Raw genomic sequence first — 19,069 nt, 5'->3', positions numbered from 1 at the left:
TCCTTGTCGCACTGCTAACTGAGTGCTCACCCTAAGCGCGCGGCAGCAAAAAACGCATTCGAATATCGACGTGGTCAGCCCGCCAAACGAGCGGCAATCCCAATGCATCCTGGCGGTATGTAACACCCCTGCCTTACGGGCCGCGCAGCGCCGAGGGGCATACAAGCGCGGACCAGGCCAGCAGACTTATAACTTATTGATCTAAAACTCCCACCATAGCCCCGTGTCAGTTTCTGGGTACGCGCCCTCCGGGCGTATTGAGTGTTTCCCCCTCCCCAACGGAAAAACCGGTAAGGAATTTATGTGCGGATTAGCTGGCGAGCTACGTTTTGATCAACAACCTGCCGACCTGGCAGCGATAGAACGCATCACCCATCACCTGGCCCCCCGTGGCCCCGACGCCTGGGGCTTCCACGCTCAGGGGCCGATTGCCCTGGGCCATCGACGCCTGAAAATCATGGACCTGTCGGACGGCTCGGCCCAACCGATGGTCGACGCCCACTTGGGCCTGTCCCTGGCCTTCAACGGCGCGATCTACAACTTCCCGGAACTCAGAGAAGAGCTGGCAGCCCTGGGCTACGCCTTCTATTCCGGTGGCGACACCGAAGTGCTGCTCAAGGGCTATCACGCCTGGGGCGAAGCGCTGCTGCCCAAGCTCAACGGTATGTTTGCCTTCGCCATCTGGGAGCGTGACACCCAGCGCCTGTTTATCGCCCGCGACCGTCTCGGCGTGAAGCCGCTGTACCTGTCGCGCACCAGCCAGCGCCTGCGCTTTGCCTCGGCGCTACCAGCACTGCTGAAAGGTGGCGACATCAACCCGATCCTCGATCCGGTGGCGCTCAACCACTACCTGAACTTCCACGCCGTGGTCCCGGCGCCGCGCACCTTGCTGGCGGGCATTGAAAAACTGCCACCGGCAAGCTGGATGCGCATCGACGCCAGCGGCAAGACCGAGCAGAAAACCTGGTGGACCCTGCCCTACGGCCCACATGAAGATGAAAAAAACCTGACGCTGGAAGACTGGACCGACCGCGTCCTCGACAGCACCCGCGAAGCCGTGGCCATTCGCCAACGTGCCGCCGTGGATGTGGGTGTGCTGCTCTCCGGTGGCGTCGACTCGAGCATGCTCGTCGGCCTGTTGCGTGAAGCCGGGGTAAAGGACTTGTCGACCTTCTCCATCGGTTTTGAAGACGCCGGCGGCGAGGCTGGCAACGAATTCCAGTATTCGGACCTGATCGCCAAGCACTACGGCACCCGTCACCACCAACTGCGCATCGCCGAAAGCGAGATCATCGAGCAACTGCCGGCGGCGTTCCGCGCCATGAGCGAGCCGATGGTCAGCCACGACTGCATCGCCTTCTACCTGCTGTCGCGGGAAGTGGCCAAGCACTGCAAGGTGGTGCAAAGCGGCCAGGGCGCCGACGAGTTGTTCGCCGGTTACCACTGGTATCCGCAGGTGGACGGCGCCAGTGACCCCTACGCGGCTTATCGGGAGGCGTTTTTCGACCGCAGCTACGACGACTATGCGGCCACCGTCGCACCGCAATGGCTGACCACCAATGACGCCGCCGGCGACTTCGTGCGCGAGCATTTCGCCATGCCCGGCGCGACTGCCGCCGTGGACAAGGCCTTGCGCCTGGACAGCACGGTGATGCTGGTGGACGACCCGGTCAAACGCGTCGACAACATGACCATGGCCTGGGGCCTGGAAGCCCGTACACCGTTCCTCGACTACCGCCTGGTGGAGCTGTCGGCCCGTGTGCCGGGCAAGTTCAAGCTGCCCGACGGCGGCAAGCAAGTGCTGAAGGAAGCCGCGCGCCGAGTGATTCCAAGTGAGGTCATCGACCGCAAGAAAGGCTACTTCCCCGTCCCTGGCCTCAAGCATTTGCAAGGCGACACCCTGAACTGGGTACGCGACCTGCTGCTGGACCCCAGCCAGGATCGTGGCCTGTTCAACCCGGCCATGCTCGACCGCCTGCTCACCGACCCGCAGGGCCAACTGACCCCGTTGCGCGGCTCCAAGCTGTGGCAACTGGCGGCGCTGAACCTGTGGCTCAGCGAACAAGGAATCTGATTGATGAAACCTCATGCAGCGGCTTACAACCAACGCCTACTGAGGGGCCAGGCGCCATCCTACGAGCGCCTGCAAGCCCGACTGGCCGAAGATGGCAGCCCGCAGAGCCCTGACCCCATCGCCGTGCATTGCGGCTGGGGGCGCCTGTTGATCGGGCACACCTTCGCCGACCCATCGAGCCTGGCCCTGGAGTTGCTCAATGAGCAGGCCGGCGAACGGGACATCGCCCTGTACGTGGCCGCGCCCCAGCAGATCCTCGGCATCGATCCGCAGCAGCTGTTCCTCGACCCTTCTGACACCCTGCGCCTGTGGTTCACCGACTATCGCCCGGCGACCCGTGTGTTTCGCGGCTTTCGCATCCGCCGTGTGCAGAGCGACACCGATTGGGAGGCGGTCAACCAGTTATACCAAGGGCGCGGCATGTTGCCCATCGACCCCAACCGCCTGACGCCGCGCCATCAAGGTGGCCCGGTGTATTGGCTGGCTGAGGATGAAGACAGCGGCGCGGTGATCGGCAGCGTGATGGGCCTCAATCACCAGAAGGCGTTTCACGACCCGGAGAACGGCTCCAGCCTGTGGTGCCTGGCAGTCGACCCGCGTTGCACGCGCCCCGGCGTCGGCGAAGTGCTGGTGCGTCACTTGGTCGAGCATTTCATGAGCCGTGGCCTGAGCTACCTGGACCTGTCGGTACTGCACGACAACCGCCAGGCCAAGAACCTCTACGCCAAACTGGGCTTTCGCGCGCTGACCACCTTTGCGATCAAGCGCAAGAACGGCATCAACCAGCCGCTGTTCCTCGGCCCTGGTCCGCAGGCCGGGTTCAATCCGTATGCGCGGATCATTGTCGAAGAGGCGCATCGACGCGGCATCGACGTGCAGGTGGATGACGCCGATGCAGGCTTGTTCACCTTGAGCCACGGCGGTCGCCGCGTACGTTGCCGCGAGTCGTTGAGCGACTTGACCAGCGCCATCAGCATGACCCTGTGCCAGGACAAGAGCCTGACCCACAAGGTGCTCAAGGCCGCCGGCCTGCAACTGCCATCGCAACAATTGGCGGGCAGCGCCGATGACAACCTGGAATTCCTCGACGAACATCTGCGCGTCGTGGTCAAGCCGCTGGATGGCGAGCAGGGCCAAGGCGTGGCGGTGGATTTACAGACCATCGAGCAAGTGCAGCAGGCGATCGAAGCGGCGCAGCGGTTCGACAGCCGCGTGCTGCTGGAAAGCTTTCACGAGGGCTTGGACCTGCGCATCCTGGTGATCGGCTTTGAAGTGGTCGCCGCCGCGATCCGTCGCCCGGCTGAAGTGACCGGCGATGGGCATCACAGCATCGGTGCGTTGATCGAAGCGCAAAGCCGTCGCCGCCAGGCCGCCACGGACGGCGAAAGCAAAATCCCCATGGACGCCGAAACCGAACGCACCCTGCACGCCGCCGGCTACGACTACAACAGCATCCTGCCACGCGGCCAGACCCTGGCCGTGCGCCGCACCGCCAATCTGCACACCGGCGGTTGCCTGGAGGACGTCACTGCAATCCTGCACCCCACGCTGGTGGACGCCGCCGTGCGTGCCGCCCGCGCCCTCGACATCCCCATGGTGGGCCTGGACCTGATGGTGTCCGCCGCCGACCAGCCCGAGTACGTGTTTATCGAAGCCAATGAGCGGGCCGGGCTGGCCAATCATGAACCGCAACCGACGGCTGAGCGGTTTGTGGATTTGTTGTTTCCGCACAGTTAGCTGATGGCTTGAGAGGTGCATTGCCTGACCTGGCGCCTTCGCGAGCAAGCCCGCTCCCACATTTAGACCGCATTCCCCTGTGGGCGCGGGCGTGCTCGCGAAGGCACTGGCACAAGCACCACCTGACCATAAGCACAGAGGAGTCTTTATGAGCCGAACCATCCCCGAGCCGGACCTGAACTACCTGCAAAAAGTCCTGCTGGAAATGCTCGCCATCCCCAGCCCCACCGGGTTCACCGACACCATCGTGCGCTACGTCGCCGAGCGCCTGGAAGAGTTGGGTATCCCGTTCGAAATGACCCGGCGCGGCACGATCCGCGCCACCCTCAAGGGCCAGAAAAACAGCCCCGACCGCGCGGTGTCCGCGCATTTGGACACCATCGGCGCCGCCGTGCGGGCGATCAAGGACAACGGGCGCCTGACCCTCGCGCCAGTAGGCTGCTGGTCGAGCCGCTTTGCCGAAGGCAGCCGTGTGAGCCTGTTCACCGACAACGGCGTGATCCGTGGCAGCGTGTTGCCGTTGATGGCCTCCGGGCATGCGTTCAACACCGCCGTAGATGAAATGCCGGTGAGCTGGGACCACGTGGAGTTGCGCCTCGACGCCTACTGCGCCACCCGTGCCGATTGTGATTCCCTGGGCATCAGCGTCGGCGACTACGTGGCCTTCGACCCGCTGCCCGAATTCACCGAGAGCGGGCATATCAGCGCCCGCCACCTCGACGACAAAGCCGGCGTGGCCGCCCTGCTCGCCGCACTCAAGGCCATTGTCGACAGTGGCGAGCCGTTGCTGATCGACTGCCACCCGCTGTTCACCATCACCGAAGAGACCGGCAGCGGTGCGGCCGCCGCCCTGCCCTGGGATGTCAGCGAGTTTGTCGGCATCGACATTGCCCCCGTCGCCCCCGGCCAGCATTCCAGCGAGCATGCGGTCAGCGTGGCGATGCAGGATTCCGGCGGCCCGTACGACTATCACCTGTCGCGGCACCTGCTGCGGCTGGCGGCGGACAACGATCTGCCGGTACGCCGCGACCTGTTCCGCTACTACTTCAGTGATGCGCACTCGGCCGTGACCGCCGGCCACGACATCCGCACCGCCCTGTTGGCGTTTGGTTGCGATGCGACCCACGGCTACGAACGCACCCATATCGACAGCCTGGCGGCGTTGAGTCGCCTGCTGGGCGCATACATCCTCAGCCCGCCGGTGTTCGCCAGCGACGCGCAACCGGCCCAGGGTTCACTGGATCGGTTCAGTCACCAGCTGGAACATGAAACGCAAATGGAGAGCGACACGCGGGTACCGTCGGTGGACAGCCTGGTCGGTCAGAAATCCTGAGACTGGCAACCTGGGTCCCGGCGCAGTAGCATCGCCGGGATTCTCCAGCCGAGGCTTGTATGCTGATTCCCTACGACGCACTTGAAGTCGACACCCTGACCCGCCTCATCGAAGATTTCGTCACCCGTGACGGCACCGACAATGGCGACGACACGCCCCTGGAAACCCGCGTATTACGCGTGCGCCAAGCGCTGACCAAAGGCCAGGCGCTGATCGTGTTCGACCCGGAAAGCGAGCAATGTCAGTTGATGCTCAAGCACGACGTGCCCAAGCATCTGTTCGACTGAGAAGGTTATGGGTTGGTAACGGCGGGGGTTTCTGTGGCTTGGCGTTCGAGGATTTTCTGATACACCTCGGCACGATGCACATTGACCCCCACCGGCGCCTGGACGCCGAATTTCACCTGTGAGCCATTCAACTCGACGATGTGCAAGGCGATGTCATCGCCGATGGAGATGATTTCGCCTACAGCGCGGCTTAGTACCAGCATGGCGGTTGTCCTTTGAGAGTGACAGGACCTTGACCATGCGCGCTTGCAAGGGAGTGCAGCAATGGCTCGCGGCAAAATCAGGCGAGGCCTACACCAACAGGTAATTTACCTGACAGACTACGGCTAAAAATGTGGGAACGGGCTTGCTCACGAATGCGGTATATCGGCTACACATTCAGTGACTGACACTCCACTTTCGCGAGCAAGCCCGCTCCCACACAAGCCCGTTCCACATTTACACCAGGGCTACGCTCAAGCTTTGGTGGCTTGCGCCTTGGCGCGCATCTTGTCGGCCATGGTGGTCATTTCGTCATACAGCAACTGCGGGTTCTTCTGCTTCAACGCCCAGGCCATCCGCCCCTGTTCGTGGGGCAAGATCATGAATTCGCCTTCAGCCACACGCTGGTAGATGTAATCGGCAATGTCCGCCGCCGAAATCGGCGAGCTTTCGAGCAGTTTGCCTACCTGGGCCTTCATCGCCGGGGTCGGGCCACGGAACGAGTCCAACAGGTTGGTCTGGAAGAACGACGGGCACACCACATGCACCCCGACGTTCTGTTGCTTGAGCTCCACCAGCAGGCTTTCCGACAACGCCACCACACCGGCCTTGGCCACGTTGTAGTTGCTCATGGCCGGGCCCTGCATCAGCGCGGCCATCGAAGCGATATTGATGATGCGGCCCTGGCTCTTTTCCAGCAGCGGCAGGAACGCCTTGCAGCCCTTGACCACGCCCATCAGGTTGATTGCGATCTGCCAGTCCCAGTCCTCCAGGGACAGTTCGGCGAAGAACCCGCCCGAGGCCACACCGGCATTGTTGACGATCACATCGATGCCGCCGAGCTTGACTTCGCAAGCCTGGGCAAACGCGGTGAGCTGGCTGTAGTCGCGCACGTCGCAGCGTTGCACGAAGCCGTCGCCACCCGCCTCGCGCACCAGCTTGAGGGTTTCCTGCAAGCCCGGTTCGCTGACATCCGACAAGGCCAGCTGCCAGCCCTCGCGAGCCCAGCGCAGAGCGATTTCACGACCCAAGCCGGACCCGGCGCCAGTGATCATCATGCGATTTTGCATAGGAAGTAGCCTTGTGGTTCACGGAAGAAGTGATCGGCAGTGTAGCGAAGGTTATTCCTGCACCCACGCACCATCAGATTGATGAATGCCCCAGGCAAACCCACGGCCGGGTCGGAGCATTGACGCAGGGGTAAGTTCAATCTTTTTCAACTAAGTCGATGCTTTAAAAGAAATAAGCAAGTTTGCAAAAAGCTTTAAAAAAACTTGGAATTTTCCGCACAACAACACAGTCGGAGTTGTTAAGGCGCCTGCAATTAAACGTGCAAGCCTATCGCTCAATAACCAGAAGGAAGTAACCCATGAGCCTTATTCTGATCATCATCCTGATCCTCCTGCTGGTCGGCGGCCTGCCGGTATTCCCGCACTCCCGCAATTGGGGTTATGGCCCCTCGGGTATCCTCGGCGTCGTCCTGGTAGTGTTGCTGGTGCTGTTGTTACTCGGCCGGATATAAACACCAGGCAAAAAAAAGAGGCCCTCTAGAGGGCCTCTTTTTTATTGCCGATTAGTTAGTCCGGTTTGCCATCCACGACGCCAGCGGTGTTATCCAACAGGCTCTTGGTGGCGGTCTGCAGGAACGACTCAAGTTTCTGCTTGAGTGCGGCCTCGTCCGGCGAATCGGGAATCACTTTACCAGTCGGCTCGGCGCCCAGTTCGTATTCCCACAGCTTCGGTGGCATTTCCTTGGGCAGTACCAGGATGCGGTCTGCGGTGACCAGGGCCACGGTCTGATCGCTGCCCGAAGGCTTGATCACGCCGAAGCCCTTGTCGCCTTCCGGCAGGTTCAGCAGGTCACGGCCCCAGCACTGGTGCAGGGTGTCGCCACCCAGGCGGCCCATGATGGTCGGCACGATGTCGATCTGGGTGCCCACGGTGTGGTCACGCTCGCCGAACTTTTCCTGCACGCCCGGTGCGATCATCAGCATCGGCACGTTGAAGCGGCCCAGGTCCATCTCGGTGATCTGCTGTTCGTTGCCGAAGCCGTGGTCGCCCACGATGACGAACAGGGTTTCCTTGAAGTACGGCTCTTTGCGGGCCTTCTCGAAGAACTGGCCCAGGGCCCAGTCGGAGTAGCGCATGGCCGTCAAATGCTCGTTGAGGCTGCCACGGTCGGTGACCTTCTCGACCGGCAATGGGGTCGGCAATGCGTACGGCGTGTGGTTGGACAGGGTTTGCAGCAGGGCATAGAACGGCTTGCCGCCTTCACGGGCTTTCAACTCTTCCAGGCCACGGTTGAACATGTCCTGGTCGGACACACCCCACGTCGGGTCGGAGAACACCGGGTCGACGAAGTCGTTACGGCCGATGAAGTTGGTCATGCCCTGGTTGCTGAAGAAACCCGACTGGTTGTCCCAGGCGAAATCGCCGTTGTAGACATACACGTCGTCAAACTTGCGCGCGCTGAGCAGCTGCGGCAGGCCCGACAGCTTGTGGCTGCCTTCCGGGGTCTGCATCAGGTATTCGAAGCCCGGCAGGTTCGGGAAGCAGGCCATGGTGGCAAACATACCCTGGTGGGTGTGGGTGCCGTTGGAGAAGAAACGGTCGAACAGCAGGCCTTCCTTGGACAGTTTGTCGAAGTACGGCGTGATGTTGCCCGGACGGCCCAGGGCGCCCACCGAGTGACCGGCGAAGCTTTCCATCAGGATCACGACCACGTTCTTGATCGGCAGTGTCTTCTCGGCCGGTGGCGTGTAGTCGCGGCGCACGGCAGCGGTGTCAGGATCCACCAGTTTTTCCTGCGGCAGTACCAGCATGTCGCGCACGGTCTGAGTCGCCAGCGGCTGGTCCAGGGTGGCCTTCCAGACGTTCGAACGATCTTCGGAGAAGCGCGACTTGGCCGCCGCGATCAGCGACAACGTGCCGTTGAGGCCCAGTTGGTTGGCGAAGTTGGAGTCGGTGGTGTACACGTCACCCCAACGCAGCGGCGGGCCCTGGCGCAGGGTGCCGCGGGCGGCGGCCACGGCGATCAACAGGCAAACCACGAACACCGCGATGCGGCTGTACCACGGTGCCACCTGGCGGGTGCCGATGCTGCCGCCGCTGAATGGGCCGCGTGGGCGTGTCGCACGGTCGGCGCCTTTGAAGGCGATGCTCAGGATCAGCGTGCCCACGGCCCAGGCCAACAGGTAGCGCACCACCGGGAAACCGTACCAGAGCATGCTCATCACGGTTTTCGGGTCTTCCTTCACGTACTGGAAGACCAGGCCGTTGAGGCGCTGGTGGAACTCGCGGTAGAAGTCCATTTCCATCAGGCCGAGGAACAGCGCGATGCTCGACGCCACCGTCAGCCAGAACCGGAAGAACCCGCGCGCGGCCATGGCCCGTACGCTGAACAATGCCAGCAGCAGCGGGATGATCAGGTAGACCACCAGGCGGATGTCCAGGCGCAGGCCATTGCCGAACGCTTCGAGGAAGGTCGAGGCCGGTGTGTCGAGGATCATCTCGCGGTTGTACACCAGCAGCGCCAGGCGCAGCAGCGAGAACATCACCATCATGACCAGTGCGCAGAGCAGCGTGTACGCCAGATGGGATTTGACGGTCGGTTGCAGCAGGCGAGTTGAAGCTCGCTGCTGATTCAGGGCGTCCGGGTTTGCCATGTCGTTTTAGGACCCATTGGAAGTTTAAGTGGCTGGATAATGCAGTGGCGCGAATGGTGCCCGATCAACAGCAGCAAGGCTATTAATTACTGAGCGCGCGCACCTGCCCCACCGTGACGGCACTTGAGATAGAGCCCCGGCGGGAAGGAAATCTGGCGAATTGTCTTGGATGGAATGTGAAAATTGTGTGTAGCGAATATTTCGATACACAAATCTCATGACTGTACTGAAACCATTGTGGGAACGGGCTTGCTCGCGGATACGGCGTGTCAGTCACAGATGCTTTGACTGGCACACCCCATTCGCGAGCAAGCCCGCCCCCACATCGACGGCGCTTGCTCTAGATCCTTTGAGTGATCAGATGCGCACGTTGCCCCGTGGCCCGGCGATGGCCCAGATGATCAAGCCCAGTACCGGCAACAACAGGATCAACAGAATCCACAGCACTTTGGCACCGGTGCTCGCGCCGCTTTTGAACACGTTGATGATCGCCCAGATGTCCAGCGCAAGGATGATCAGCCCGATCAAGCCATTAAAAGTGGAACCCATGGTGTCGCTCCTAAAGTGAGGGCATGCACTTGTAGGATAGTCAGCCCTGACGGGGGTTCCGTTTTATTTCAGACGTGTAGGGCGATTCGTAGAGCTTCCAGCGAAGGCTCGGCCTTGATGCCGACTTCGGCACACAGTTCCAGCACGCGCGGCAGGTCGTTGCCGTACACCAGCACCGCCTGGATCTCGTCATCCAGCAATTCGCTGAAGTTGAGCAGCACGTAGCCACCGTCTTGTGGGCTCAGGGCGCTCATCTGGATCTGGATGCGGTTCAGTGCGGTCAGGGCTTCAGTCTTGGCCAGTTGCTTGGGCTTGAGGTTGAACGCCACGCCCGGGCCGAAGGAGGCGACGATCTGCGCGAACAGGTCGCCATAGGTGTCGGCCTGGAACAGCACGGTGTCCGGCAGGCTGCCGACCACAACCCATTCACCCAGTGGGATCGGGAAGCTGTCGTCGTAGTTGATGTCCGGGTTGGCCGCCAGAAACGCCGCCGGGTCCGCGTAGGCCTGGGCCGCTTCGTCGGCGATGCGCGCCACCTCGTCCTCGCCCATGACGCCGGCGCTGATTTTGCTGATGAGTTCGACGAGGGCGGTTTTCATGACGATGGTCCTGTGGCGGGCGGGTTTTCGAGGGCGCGTAGCCTACACCAGTTTCTGCAAGCGCGCCGCCGTATCCACCGCGCCCATGGTGTGTGCCGCCGCCAGTGCGGTGGCGCCCTGGGCGTCAGTGGCCTGGGGGTTGGCGCCCTGGCCGAGCAGGTAGTCGAGCATTTCGACGCGGTTGAACATCGCCGCCAGCATCAACGCGGTACGCCCATCGGAAGACGCCGCATCCACCGGCGCGCCGCCTTCGATCAGCGCCTTGACCACGTCCAGGTTGCCCTTGAACGCGGCGCCGGCAATCGGCAGCTGGTTCTTGTCGTTGGGGATCTGCGGGTCGGCCTTGAATTCCAGCAGCACTTTTACCGCTTCGGCATGGCCGTGGTACGCCGCGAGCATCAACAAGGTGTCACCATTGTGGTTGCGCAGGTTGGCCGGCAAGCCCTTGGCCAGCAGCGCGGCGAGCATCGCGGCGTCGCCCCGGCGCGCGACATCAAAGACCTGTTCGGCAAATTCGGCGGCTTCGGTTTCGGTCATTTGTTTGGACATGTGAGGGGCTCCTTGTCTGATGCTGTATAGGGCGCCAGTGTCGCTACGGAGTTCCTCACTGTCATGGTTTTTTTGCCAAAAGCCGCCATAGGCAGAATCAATAACGCGGCTTTTAATAACGGAAGTGGCCGCCCTGGATCTGCGCCAACAACTGCCCGGTCACCGGCACATAGCAGTCGGAGCCCGGCAACCAGGCGTAGACCGGGTCGTTTCCGGCTTTGTCCGGGTCGAACGCCTCCTCCTTGAGCTTGACCTTCTGGTACTTGAAGGTCCCGGTGGTCTCCATCTTCACCTTGATCCGCAGGAACAGCGGCACCGCATAGTGCGGCAACTGGCCGTGGGCAAATTGCAGCAACTCGCGCATGTCCAGCGAAGCCAGCGACTCGCTTGGGGTAATCGCAACCATGCCTGCGCGGCCATTGGTGTTTTCGATCTCCACCCCGTAGGCCACCACCTCGGCGATCTGCGGGTGTTGCAGCAGGATGTTCTCGACCTCGGTGGTGGAGACGTTCTCGCCCTTCCAGCGATAGGTGTCCCCCAGGCGATCGACAAACTGCGCATGGCCAAAGCCGATGCTGCGCAGCAAATCGCCGGTGTTGAAGTAACGGTCACCCTTCTCGAACACGTCGGTGAGGATTACCTTGCGGTTCTTTTCCGGGTCGGTGTAGCCATCGAACGGGGATTTTTCATCGATGCGCGCCAGCAACAGGCCCTGCCCGCCCGTCTGCACCTTGCGCATAAAGCCATCGCTGCCACGCAACGGCTCACCGCTGTCGTGGGCGTAGTCCACCAGCGCCCAGTGTTGCAGGCAAAAGCCGATGGTGTTGTCGAAATTCAGTACGTTGGTGAAGCCGATGTTACCGTCGCTGGCGGCATACAACTCGCAGATATGCTCGACGCCATAGCGCTGCTTGAACTGCGCCCACACGCCGGGACGCAGGCCGTTGCCGACCATCTTGGTCACGCGGTTGTCACGGTCGTTTGCGCTGGCAGGCTGGTCGAGCAGGTAGCGGCACAACTCGCCGACATACCCCAAGGTGGTCGCGTTGAACTTGCGCACATCGTCCCAGAACTGGCTGGCGCTGAATTTGCGCCGGATGGCGAAACCCGACGCGCCGACAATCGCCGAGCCCCAGCACACACACAGGCCGGTGGCGTGATACAGCGGCAAGGTGCAATAGAGGACGTCGTCCGGGCCCATGTCCAGGGCAATGCTGCCGAAACTGACGGCGGTCTTGGTCCAGCGCCCGTGCTTCATGATGCCGGCCTTGGGCAGGCCCGTGGTGCCGGAGGTGTAGATATAGAAGCAGGGGTCATTGAAAAAGATCTGCGCGGTGCTGGCCGGGTTGCCCTCCGGGCTCTCGGCGCTGGCGGCCAGCAGGTCGACATAACCCGCAGGCAGCGCACTCGAGGCCTGATCGGCGACAAACCAGGTGCGCTCGGACGGGATCGCCACGTGTTCACGTACCGCGTCATAGGGCCCAACCAATTCCGCCCCCACCACAATCGCCACCGGCCTCACCAGGTTCAGGCTGTGCACCAGCGCGGCCTGGGTCTGCGCGGTATTCAGCATCGCGCAGACGCCGCCGATCTTGGCCACGGCCAGCACGTTCAGCAGCAATTCGGGACGGTTTTCGATAAACAGCGCCACCACGTCACCCTTGCGGATGCCTTGGGCCTGCAGGTAATGAGCGATACGGTTGGCGCGGCGGTTGGTTTCGCGGTAGCTGAGCACCTGATCGCCGTACAACAACGCGATGCCGTCCGGATTGCGCAAGGTGGCCTGCTCGAAGTGCCAGCCCAGGCCGCAGGGCTGCGCCGGGTCGGTGACGTTGGCGGCACGCATGCCACGCAGGACCCGCGGCAAGGCGCGAACAATGGCGGGCACCTTACGCAGCAGCATGCCCCAACTGATCATGTCGTTTTGCGGGTGGCTCATGGAGGAACGTCCTTTTTCTTATTGTTCGTATGCGTTGCAGGAAAATACGTCAGCCGTTCTGGCGCTGTACACGCGGGATTTGAAAAGTTTTGTATCCCATCGGGCAGGCCATGGAAAAAAGGAATTTAGCGACGCGCAGGCAGTCTTTAAACATATCGGCACGCCAAACCACCGCCCTGAGCAGCGCAAAATGCAGGATGCATGATGGCCATTCATGCAAATTGCACGAAAACGAAAATTTCAATTTTTTATATCTTGTTGATTTATAACGATATTTTTCAATATCACTAGATGGCACAATCACTGCACCTATCACTCCATGCTTGCCAACTTGAGCCAACGGAGCTGATAGACATGAGCCTGATCCAAGATAAATTCGCTTCAGTATTCTCCAACTACGACGTCACCACTCAGCCACGTCCCGACGGCGGCATCCTGTTGACCCTGCGCAACAGCGAAGGCAAGCAGGTCAAGCGCTCGATCTCTTACCAGCAATTGCACACCGCCGACCAACTGACGTGGGTGATCAGCGCGATTCGCCGCGACCTGGCCGAGCAAGCCAGCGATCTGCCGCAGATTTCCATGCTGCAAAGCCAGAACCGCTTTGCCTTGCCGACTTATCACTCAGCCTGAGTGACAGGTACAAAAAGGCCGCGACGCCCCCAGGTGTCGCGGCCTTTTTTTTCGGTTCAGCACAGCCCTTGGCGTGCCGCTGCATTCAGCGCCTGTACACGGTTGTTGACGTCCAGCTTGCCGTAGATATTGCGCAGGTGGAACTTGACCGTGGCTTGAGAGGTGCTGCGAATCTGGCTGATCTCCCAGACGGTCTTGCCCTCCGAAGCCCATCGCAGGATGACCCGCTCCGTGGGCGTCAAGGGCTTGCCGGACAAGTTCAGACGTCTTCTCACAGCGGTGGGCACGGAATACGGCAACGATTCCTCGGGGACGCTCATGAGGTGCTCTCCTTTTTATTAGCTGATGCTCCATCACCCTTCGGATTGCTCCTATTGACAGGCGATATAAACATTGAGGCCGGAGAGCGTTACATAACGAATAGTATTAGTGCGTAGGGTCAACAATAAACATCCGAACCCTACAACTAAATAAGGCACTTCCCACAGAAACTTCCACCTTGCCAGGGTTGAACATTCAAGGATTAGTGCTTAGTCATCCAAACCGGGAAACCGTCGGGCAATGTCATCGCCGCTGAACTCGGGGACCCGGACAGTCGTTGCATTGAACAAACGCAGTGCCACTACGTGCGGGTTCTCCCCCATGTCAAACCAATGTGGCAATCCGGCCGGGACGACCAGCAGGTCGTTTTTCTCACAACGCACGGCGTACACGTAGTCGCCAATGTGCAGGCTAAACAAGCCTTGGCCGGCGAGGAAAAAACACGCGGCGTCTTCACTGTAACGATGCTCATCGAGGAACTGCGCACGCAGCTGCGCCTTTTGCGGATGATCGCCGCTGACACTGAACACTTGTGCGCCGGCGTAACCCGAAGCGTCGATCTGCGCCTGGTACGCCGCGATCATTTGCGCGTCGCTGGCGCCCTTTTCGATAGGGCTCGGCTGCCAACGCTCGAAACGCACGCCATGCTCGGCCAACGTCACCGCGATGTCATCGAGGTGGGTCAGGACTTTGTTCGGGGTATCCGGCGAAGCAACGTGGTAGACGGCGACATAACTCATTGCACGGTTCCTTTGTTGGGCTCTTGCAATCGAAGGCCAATGATAATGGCGGCGGCCAGCGCCGCGATGCTGGCAATACTAAAGGTCAGGGTCGGCCCCAACAGGTTCCAGCTGTAGCCGGAGTACAACGCGCCCAGCGCGCCGCCGGTGCCAGCCAGTGCGGCGTACAGCGCCTGGCCCTGGCCTTGTTGTTTGGCGCCGAAGCTGCGTTGCACAAAGGCAATCGCCGCCGCATGAAAGCTGCCGAAGGTGGCGGCGTGCATCACCTGCGCCAGCAACAGCACCCAGAAAAATTCGGCAAACGTGCCCAGGAGCAACCAGCGCAGCGCCGCCAACAAAAAGCTCGCCAGCAGCACCCGACGGATGGAAAAGCGCGTGAGGATGCGGCTCATGCCCAGGAACATCAGCACCTCAGCCACGACGCCCAACGCCCAGAGCAGGCCGATCACACCACGGGCGTAGCCCAAATGTTCAAGGTGCAGCGTAAGAAAGGTGTAGTACGGGCCATGGCTCATTTGCATCAGCGCCACGCAGGCATAAAACGCCAGCACGCCGGGGCTGCGCAATTGCTTGAGGAAACCATCGCCGGCCAAGCGGTTGCCGTGGCTGGCGGGTTGCGCGTTCGGCACCCACAGGCTGGCGCCGATGATGCCGGCCATGATCACCACGACCACCACCGGGTAAATATCCAGGCTCAGCCAGTCGAACAGGCGCCCCATGATGACCACGGTGAGGATAAAGCCGATGGAACCCCACAGGCGGATCTGGCTGTAGCGCGCGGTCTGTTGTTGCAGGTGGGCCAGGGTGATCACTTCAAACTGCGGCAGCACCGCATGCCAGAAGAAGGCGTGCAGAGCCATAACCAGGGCCAGCCAGGCGTAGGCCTTGCTGACGAAGATCAGGGAAAAACTGATAAGGGTGCACACCGCGCCGAACCGCACGATGGCCAGGCGCCGCCCGGTGTAGTCGCCGAGCCAGCCCCACAGGTTGGGCGCCACGCAGCGCATCAACATGGGGATGGCCACCAGCTCGCCGATGCGCGCGCTGGTGAATCCCAGGTGGTCGAAGTACAGGGCCAGGAAGGGCGCGGTCGCCCCCAGCAAGGCGAAATAGAACAGGTAGAAGCTGGAGAGGCGCCAGTAGGGGAGCGTCATGTCTGTTGGGGTTGGGGCTGCTTCGCAGCCCACAGAGAGCAAGCTCCCTCGCCACAACAGGCTGTCACAGTTGGCCCAGCACCGGGGTGTCGACGCGGACGTCGGCGTTTTGCCCACGATTGCGCAGCAGGTGGTCCATCAGCACGATGGCCATCATGGCTTCGGCAATCGGCGTGGCACGGATGCCGACGCACGGGTCATGACGCCCCTTGGTGATCACGTCCACCGGGTTGCCGTGCACGTCAATGGAACGGCCCGGCGTGGTGATGCTCGACGTGGCCTTCAGCGCCAGGTGCGCCACGATCGGCTGGCCGGACGAAATGCCACCGAGGATGCCGCCGGCATTGTTGCTGAGGAAACCTTGCGGGGTCAGCTCGTCACGGTGCTCGGTGCCGCGCTGGGACACGCAGGCAAAGCCGGCGCCGATTTCCACGCCTTTCACGGCGTTGATGCTCATCAGCGCATGGGCCAGTTCGGCGTCGAGGCGGTCGAAGATCGGCTCGCCCAGGCCCGGTTTCACGCCCTCGGCAACCACGGTGATCTTGGCGCCGACCGAATCCTGGTCGCGGCGCAACTGGTCCATGTAGGCTTCCAGTTCCGGCACCTTGTCCGGGTCGGGGCTGAAGAAGGCGTTGTCTTCGACGCTGTCCCAGGTCTTGAACGGGATCTCGATCGGGCCCAGCTGGCTCATGTAGCCACGGATCACGATGCCCTGGGTGGCCAGGTATTTCTTGGCAATGGCACCCGCGGCCACGCGCATCGCGGTTTCGCGCGCCGAGCTGCGGCCACCGCCACGGTAGTCGCGCTCGCCGTATTTGTGGTGGTAGGTGTAGTCGGCGTGGGCCGGGCGGAACAGGTCCTTGATCGCCGAGTAGTCCTTGGACTTCTGGTCGGTGTTGCGGATCAAAAGGCCGATGGCGCACCCGGTGGTGCGGCCTTCGAACACGCCGGAGAGGATCTCGACTTCGTCCGGCTCCTGGCGCTGGGTGGTGTGGCGGCTGGTGCCGGGCTTGCGGCGGTCGAGGTCACGCTGCAGGTCTTCCAGGGACAGCTCGAGGCCGGGCGGGCAGCCGTCGACAATGGCGACCAACGCCGGGCCATGGCTTTCGCCCGCGGTGGTGACAGTGAACAGCTTGCCGAAGGTATTGCCGGACATGCAGGGCGCTCCGTGAAATCAGTTGTAATCACTCAGGGGTGATAACCAAGCGCGCCAGTATACGCGGGCCAACCGACTAGTTCATCCTCGAAACCTTCCGGGTAGACATTGGTCGAACCGGCACCTCCTACGATGATGGCGCGATGATGCTTCGAGTTTTACTGCTGACCCTCACCCTGTTTACCGCCGTGGCCCATGCCGCCTCCCCCGTGGTGCTGCAACGGCCGATCAGCCTGGACACCGGCAGCGGCGAGCTGTTTGGTTCATTGCTGCTGCCCCAATCCGACAAACCGGTGCCAGTGGTGCTGATCATCGCCGGTTCCGGCCCCACCGACCGCAATGGCAACAGCGCCGACGGCGCCCGCAACGACAGCCTCAAGCGCCTGGCCTGGGTACTGGCGCGGCATAACATCGCCAGCGTGCGCTACGACAAGCGCGGCGTCGCCGCCAGCCTGGCCGCCACCCCCGACGAACGCAACCTGACCCTCGACGCCTACGTGGCCGACGCCGTGGCCTGGGGCAAGCTGCTCAAGGCCGACCCGCGCATGGGCCCGCTGGTCGTGCTGGGACATAGCGAAGGTGCATTGGTCGCGGCCCTCGCCGCGCCGCAGCTGGAACCGGCGGGAGTGATTTCGTTGTCCGGCAGTGCAAGGCCAGTCGATCAGGTGATCCGCCAACAGTTGGCCGATCACCTGCCCCCTGCCCTGCTGCTGCGCAGCAATCAAATCCTCGACCACCTCAAGGCCGGCCAGGTGGATGCGGACGTACCGGACCCGCTGCAAGGTATTTTCCGACCGAGTGTGCAACCGTATCTGATCAGCCTGTTCCGCGCCGACCCATCGGCCGCCTTTGCCAGACTGGATATGCCGGCGCTGATCATCCAGGGCACCAACGACATCCAGGTAGGCGTGGCGGATGCCCGGCAACTGAAGCAGGCCAAGCCCGACGCGCAGCTCGTGCTGATTGAGGGCATGAACCACGTGATGCGCATCGTGCCCAACGACGTGAAGCGGCAATTGGCCTCCTACAACAACCCGCAATTACCCCTCGCCGCCGAGCTGGGCAACCGCGTGGTGCGCTTTATCGCCGGACTTCAGCCCCGTTAAGCGACAATTTGCCTCCAGTCCTGCAGAACGCGGCCGATAAGCGGGTGTCGACCGCAAAAAGACTGTCGACTTGCAGGGCTTGGACAGGATCGCGCCGCATGACAACCACAGAAGCAACACCGGAACCCACCGCCGACACCAAGGCTGAAAACACCGAGGCCGTCGACGCGGCGCCCCTGCCGTGGGCGGATGTTCAGGCCGAGCATTTCAAGATGCTGCGCCTCGCGCCCCTGGCCACCGACCGTGCCACCGGCGTGCGGCCGCTGCGTTTCGTGCAATTTGGCTATGCCGAGCGCAATGACGCGCATCACAGCCTGTTGCGCATGGTCATCCAGTTGCCGGGGCAACGGGTGCGCCGCGAGCAGAATCACCTGGATGTGTGGGTTGATCACGATAAACACCGCGTGCACTTCGGCCCGGGCAACAGCCTCGAAATCGAACCGCCCAACCGCGGCCTGGGGCGCTTCCTGGTGGCCCAAGGCGCGGCGTGGGCGAAGAAACGATGGGCCAGCTACCGCATCGACGGCGTTGACCTGTCCAACAAGGACGCGCTGAACGAAGCCACGCGCCTGCGTCGCGACCACTTCCTGCGGGTCCACGGTTTTGATGTGGCCTACGCCGATGTGCAGCACCTCAAGGGCAACGTGCAGCCGGGCAAGGTCGGCGATGTGCTGGAGAGCTGGAACACCGAGAAGGTGCAGTTCGTCGAGATCCTTGAAGCGGCGCAGATGCTGCAACAGGCCGAGCAGAACCTGGCGGAGCAGGAAATCAAGCTGCGCAAGGAAGAGGAAAAGGTCACCAAGTTCAAGCGCGAAGACAGCGGGCTGCGCTTTACCATTACCTGCCTGGTGGCGTTTACCGTGTTCCAGGCGGGGCTGCTGATCTGGATTGCCACGCACCGCTGACAGCGGGGTGAAATGCAATCAACCTGTGGAAACGGGCTTGTGTGGGAGCGGGCTTGCTCGCGAAAGCCGTAGATCAGCCAATACATCCGATGACTGGTCCACCGCATTCGCGAGCAAGCCC

20 protein-coding genes are annotated in these 19,069 nt (G+C 61.9%); 9 read left to right on the top strand and 11 right to left on the bottom strand.

Annotation, left to right across the window (positions count from 1 at the left end; genetic code table 11):
- Positions 1-301 precede the first annotated feature (301 nt).
- The 4 genes from LIY36_RS05665 (at position 302) to LIY36_RS05650 (ending at position 5,431) form a co-directional block, all read left to right on the top strand.
- Positions 302-2,074, top strand: coding sequence for an N-acetylglutaminylglutamine amidotransferase (locus LIY36_RS05665; RefSeq protein WP_226455057.1), 1,773 nt, complete (start codon positions 302-304; stop codon positions 2,072-2,074).
- A gap of 3 nt (positions 2,075-2,077) precedes the next feature.
- Positions 2,078-3,811 carry an N-acetylglutaminylglutamine synthetase gene (ngg, locus tag LIY36_RS05660; protein ID WP_226455056.1) on the top strand — a complete coding sequence of 578 codons (1,734 nt, stop codon included), beginning with the start codon at positions 2,078-2,080 and terminating at the stop codon, positions 3,809-3,811.
- A gap of 148 nt (positions 3,812-3,959) precedes the next feature.
- On the top strand, positions 3,960-5,144 hold the full coding sequence (locus LIY36_RS05655; RefSeq protein WP_192296913.1) for an osmoprotectant NAGGN system M42 family peptidase: 1,185 nt from the start codon (positions 3,960-3,962) through the stop codon (positions 5,142-5,144).
- Positions 5,145-5,203: 59 nt separating this feature from the next.
- Positions 5,204-5,431 (top strand): YheU family protein, encoded by a 228-nt coding sequence (locus LIY36_RS05650; RefSeq protein WP_003192759.1) that lies wholly within the window; start codon positions 5,204-5,206, stop codon positions 5,429-5,431.
- Between the two features lie 5 nt (positions 5,432-5,436).
- Here the strand turns inward: LIY36_RS05650 and csrA are convergent, their stop codons facing one another.
- Both csrA and LIY36_RS05640 read right to left on the bottom strand, forming a co-directional pair.
- Positions 5,437-5,634 carry a carbon storage regulator CsrA gene (csrA, locus tag LIY36_RS05645; RefSeq protein ID WP_226455055.1) on the bottom strand — a complete coding sequence of 66 codons (198 nt, stop codon included), beginning with the start codon at positions 5,632-5,634 and terminating at the stop codon, positions 5,437-5,439.
- A 252-nt stretch (positions 5,635-5,886) separates the two neighbouring features.
- Positions 5,887-6,702 carry an SDR family oxidoreductase gene (locus LIY36_RS05640; RefSeq protein ID WP_226455054.1) on the bottom strand — a complete coding sequence of 272 codons (816 nt, stop codon included), beginning with the start codon at positions 6,700-6,702 and terminating at the stop codon, positions 5,887-5,889.
- 299 nt (positions 6,703-7,001) lie between these two features.
- Here LIY36_RS05640 and LIY36_RS05635 point away from each other — a divergent pair, with 299 nt between their 5' ends.
- Positions 7,002-7,154 carry a DUF3309 family protein gene (locus LIY36_RS05635; protein WP_015885095.1) on the top strand — a complete coding sequence of 51 codons (153 nt, stop codon included), beginning with the start codon at positions 7,002-7,004 and terminating at the stop codon, positions 7,152-7,154.
- A gap of 55 nt (positions 7,155-7,209) precedes the next feature.
- Here LIY36_RS05635 and LIY36_RS05630 read toward each other — a convergent pair whose 3' ends face one another.
- The 5 genes from LIY36_RS05630 to LIY36_RS05610 all read right to left on the bottom strand — a co-directional run bounded on the left by LIY36_RS05630 (position 7,210) and on the right by LIY36_RS05610 (position 12,933).
- Entirely contained in the window at positions 7,210-9,297 is a 2,088-nt protein-coding gene (locus LIY36_RS05630; protein ID WP_226455053.1) for an LTA synthase family protein, read from the bottom strand.
- A 357-nt stretch (positions 9,298-9,654) separates the two neighbouring features.
- Entirely contained in the window at positions 9,655-9,846 is a 192-nt protein-coding gene (locus tag LIY36_RS05625) for a PLDc N-terminal domain-containing protein (protein ID WP_003172956.1), read from the bottom strand.
- Between the two features lie 68 nt (positions 9,847-9,914).
- Positions 9,915-10,445, bottom strand: coding sequence for a hypothetical protein (locus tag LIY36_RS05620; RefSeq protein WP_192296917.1), 531 nt, complete (start codon positions 10,443-10,445; stop codon positions 9,915-9,917).
- Between the two features lie 42 nt (positions 10,446-10,487).
- Complete coding sequence (locus LIY36_RS05615; protein ID WP_226455052.1) at positions 10,488-10,994, bottom strand: ankyrin repeat domain-containing protein; 507 nt, start codon at positions 10,992-10,994, stop codon at positions 10,488-10,490.
- A gap of 112 nt (positions 10,995-11,106) precedes the next feature.
- Positions 11,107-12,933, bottom strand: coding sequence for a long-chain-acyl-CoA synthetase (locus tag LIY36_RS05610; RefSeq protein ID WP_226455051.1), 1,827 nt, complete (start codon positions 12,931-12,933; stop codon positions 11,107-11,109).
- Here LIY36_RS05610 and LIY36_RS05605 point away from each other — a divergent pair.
- Both LIY36_RS05605 and LIY36_RS05600 read left to right on the top strand, forming a co-directional pair.
- Positions 12,932-13,138 carry a hypothetical protein gene (locus LIY36_RS05605; RefSeq protein WP_226455050.1) on the top strand — a complete coding sequence of 69 codons (207 nt, stop codon included), beginning with the start codon at positions 12,932-12,934 and terminating at the stop codon, positions 13,136-13,138. The genes LIY36_RS05610 and LIY36_RS05605 overlap by 2 nt on opposite strands.
- 149 nt (positions 13,139-13,287) lie before the next feature.
- Complete coding sequence (locus LIY36_RS05600; RefSeq protein ID WP_010208870.1) at positions 13,288-13,566, top strand: DUF3509 domain-containing protein; 279 nt, start codon at positions 13,288-13,290, stop codon at positions 13,564-13,566.
- Positions 13,567-13,622: 56 nt separating this feature from the next.
- Here the strand turns inward: LIY36_RS05600 and LIY36_RS05595 are convergent, their stop codons facing one another.
- From LIY36_RS05595 to aroC, 4 genes are all read right to left on the bottom strand, one after another.
- Complete coding sequence (locus LIY36_RS05595; RefSeq protein WP_192296921.1) at positions 13,623-13,886, bottom strand: response regulator transcription factor; 264 nt, start codon at positions 13,884-13,886, stop codon at positions 13,623-13,625.
- 210 nt (positions 13,887-14,096) lie between these two features.
- The gene (locus LIY36_RS05590; protein WP_226455049.1) at positions 14,097-14,627 is read right to left on the bottom strand and encodes a 1,2-dihydroxy-3-keto-5-methylthiopentene dioxygenase; all 531 of its coding nucleotides are present in this window, start codon (positions 14,625-14,627) and stop codon (positions 14,097-14,099) included.
- Positions 14,624-15,781 (bottom strand): MFS transporter, encoded by a 1,158-nt coding sequence (locus LIY36_RS05585; RefSeq protein ID WP_226455048.1) that lies wholly within the window; start codon positions 15,779-15,781, stop codon positions 14,624-14,626. Before LIY36_RS05585 ends, LIY36_RS05590 begins: the two co-directional genes overlap by 4 nt.
- Before the next feature lie 64 nt (positions 15,782-15,845).
- A complete protein-coding gene (gene aroC / locus LIY36_RS05580) occupies positions 15,846-16,937 on the bottom strand; it encodes a chorismate synthase (protein WP_192296924.1) in 1,092 nt (363 codons plus the stop codon).
- 143 nt (positions 16,938-17,080) lie between these two features.
- Between aroC and LIY36_RS05575 the strand changes: the two genes are divergently transcribed.
- Complete coding sequence (locus LIY36_RS05575; RefSeq protein WP_226455047.1) at positions 17,081-18,043, top strand: alpha/beta hydrolase; 963 nt, start codon at positions 17,081-17,083, stop codon at positions 18,041-18,043.
- Between the two features lie 98 nt (positions 18,044-18,141).
- Positions 18,142-18,948, top strand: coding sequence for a hypothetical protein (locus LIY36_RS05570; protein WP_192296926.1), 807 nt, complete (start codon positions 18,142-18,144; stop codon positions 18,946-18,948).
- The last annotated feature ends 121 nt before the right edge of the window (positions 18,949-19,069 follow it).

Source organism: Pseudomonas sp. AF03-9 (assembly GCF_020515815.1).
Taxonomy (GTDB): Bacteria; Pseudomonadota; Gammaproteobacteria; order Pseudomonadales; family Pseudomonadaceae; genus Aquipseudomonas.
This window is presented reverse-complemented; position numbering and strand designations above follow the sequence as displayed.

What these genes read in the sequence shown, in the direction of transcription:
- LIY36_RS05595 (WP_192296921.1), bottom strand. Translation starts at nt 13,886, where the DNA reads ATGAGCGTCCCCGAGGAATCGTTGCCGTATTCCGTGCCCACCGCTGTG.
- LIY36_RS05590 (WP_226455049.1), bottom strand. Translation starts at nt 14,627, where the DNA reads ATGAGTTATGTCGCCGTCTACCACGTTGCTTCGCCGGATACCCCGAAC.
- LIY36_RS05605 (WP_226455050.1), top strand. Translation starts at nt 12,932, where the DNA reads ATGGAGGAACGTCCTTTTTCTTATTGTTCGTATGCGTTGCAGGAAAAT.
- LIY36_RS05650 (WP_003192759.1), top strand. Translation starts at nt 5,204, where the DNA reads ATGCTGATTCCCTACGACGCACTTGAAGTCGACACCCTGACCCGCCTC.
- csrA (WP_226455055.1), bottom strand. Translation starts at nt 5,634, where the DNA reads ATGCTGGTACTAAGCCGCGCTGTAGGCGAAATCATCTCCATCGGCGAT.
- LIY36_RS05665 (WP_226455057.1), top strand. Translation starts at nt 302, where the DNA reads ATGTGCGGATTAGCTGGCGAGCTACGTTTTGATCAACAACCTGCCGAC.
- LIY36_RS05600 (WP_010208870.1), top strand. Translation starts at nt 13,288, where the DNA reads ATGAGCCTGATCCAAGATAAATTCGCTTCAGTATTCTCCAACTACGAC.
- LIY36_RS05570 (WP_192296926.1), top strand. Translation starts at nt 18,142, where the DNA reads ATGACAACCACAGAAGCAACACCGGAACCCACCGCCGACACCAAGGCT.
- LIY36_RS05620 (WP_192296917.1), bottom strand. Translation starts at nt 10,445, where the DNA reads ATGAAAACCGCCCTCGTCGAACTCATCAGCAAAATCAGCGCCGGCGTC.
- LIY36_RS05635 (WP_015885095.1), top strand. Translation starts at nt 7,002, where the DNA reads ATGAGCCTTATTCTGATCATCATCCTGATCCTCCTGCTGGTCGGCGGC.
- ngg (WP_226455056.1), top strand. Translation starts at nt 2,078, where the DNA reads ATGAAACCTCATGCAGCGGCTTACAACCAACGCCTACTGAGGGGCCAG.
- aroC (WP_192296924.1), bottom strand. Translation starts at nt 16,937, where the DNA reads ATGTCCGGCAATACCTTCGGCAAGCTGTTCACTGTCACCACCGCGGGC.
- LIY36_RS05575 (WP_226455047.1), top strand. Translation starts at nt 17,081, where the DNA reads ATGATGCTTCGAGTTTTACTGCTGACCCTCACCCTGTTTACCGCCGTG.
- LIY36_RS05630 (WP_226455053.1), bottom strand. Translation starts at nt 9,297, where the DNA reads ATGGCAAACCCGGACGCCCTGAATCAGCAGCGAGCTTCAACTCGCCTG.
- LIY36_RS05625 (WP_003172956.1), bottom strand. Translation starts at nt 9,846, where the DNA reads ATGGGTTCCACTTTTAATGGCTTGATCGGGCTGATCATCCTTGCGCTG.
- LIY36_RS05610 (WP_226455051.1), bottom strand. Translation starts at nt 12,933, where the DNA reads ATGAGCCACCCGCAAAACGACATGATCAGTTGGGGCATGCTGCTGCGT.
- LIY36_RS05655 (WP_192296913.1), top strand. Translation starts at nt 3,960, where the DNA reads ATGAGCCGAACCATCCCCGAGCCGGACCTGAACTACCTGCAAAAAGTC.
- LIY36_RS05615 (WP_226455052.1), bottom strand. Translation starts at nt 10,994, where the DNA reads ATGTCCAAACAAATGACCGAAACCGAAGCCGCCGAATTTGCCGAACAG.
- LIY36_RS05585 (WP_226455048.1), bottom strand. Translation starts at nt 15,781, where the DNA reads ATGACGCTCCCCTACTGGCGCCTCTCCAGCTTCTACCTGTTCTATTTC.
- LIY36_RS05640 (WP_226455054.1), bottom strand. Translation starts at nt 6,702, where the DNA reads ATGCAAAATCGCATGATGATCACTGGCGCCGGGTCCGGCTTGGGTCGT.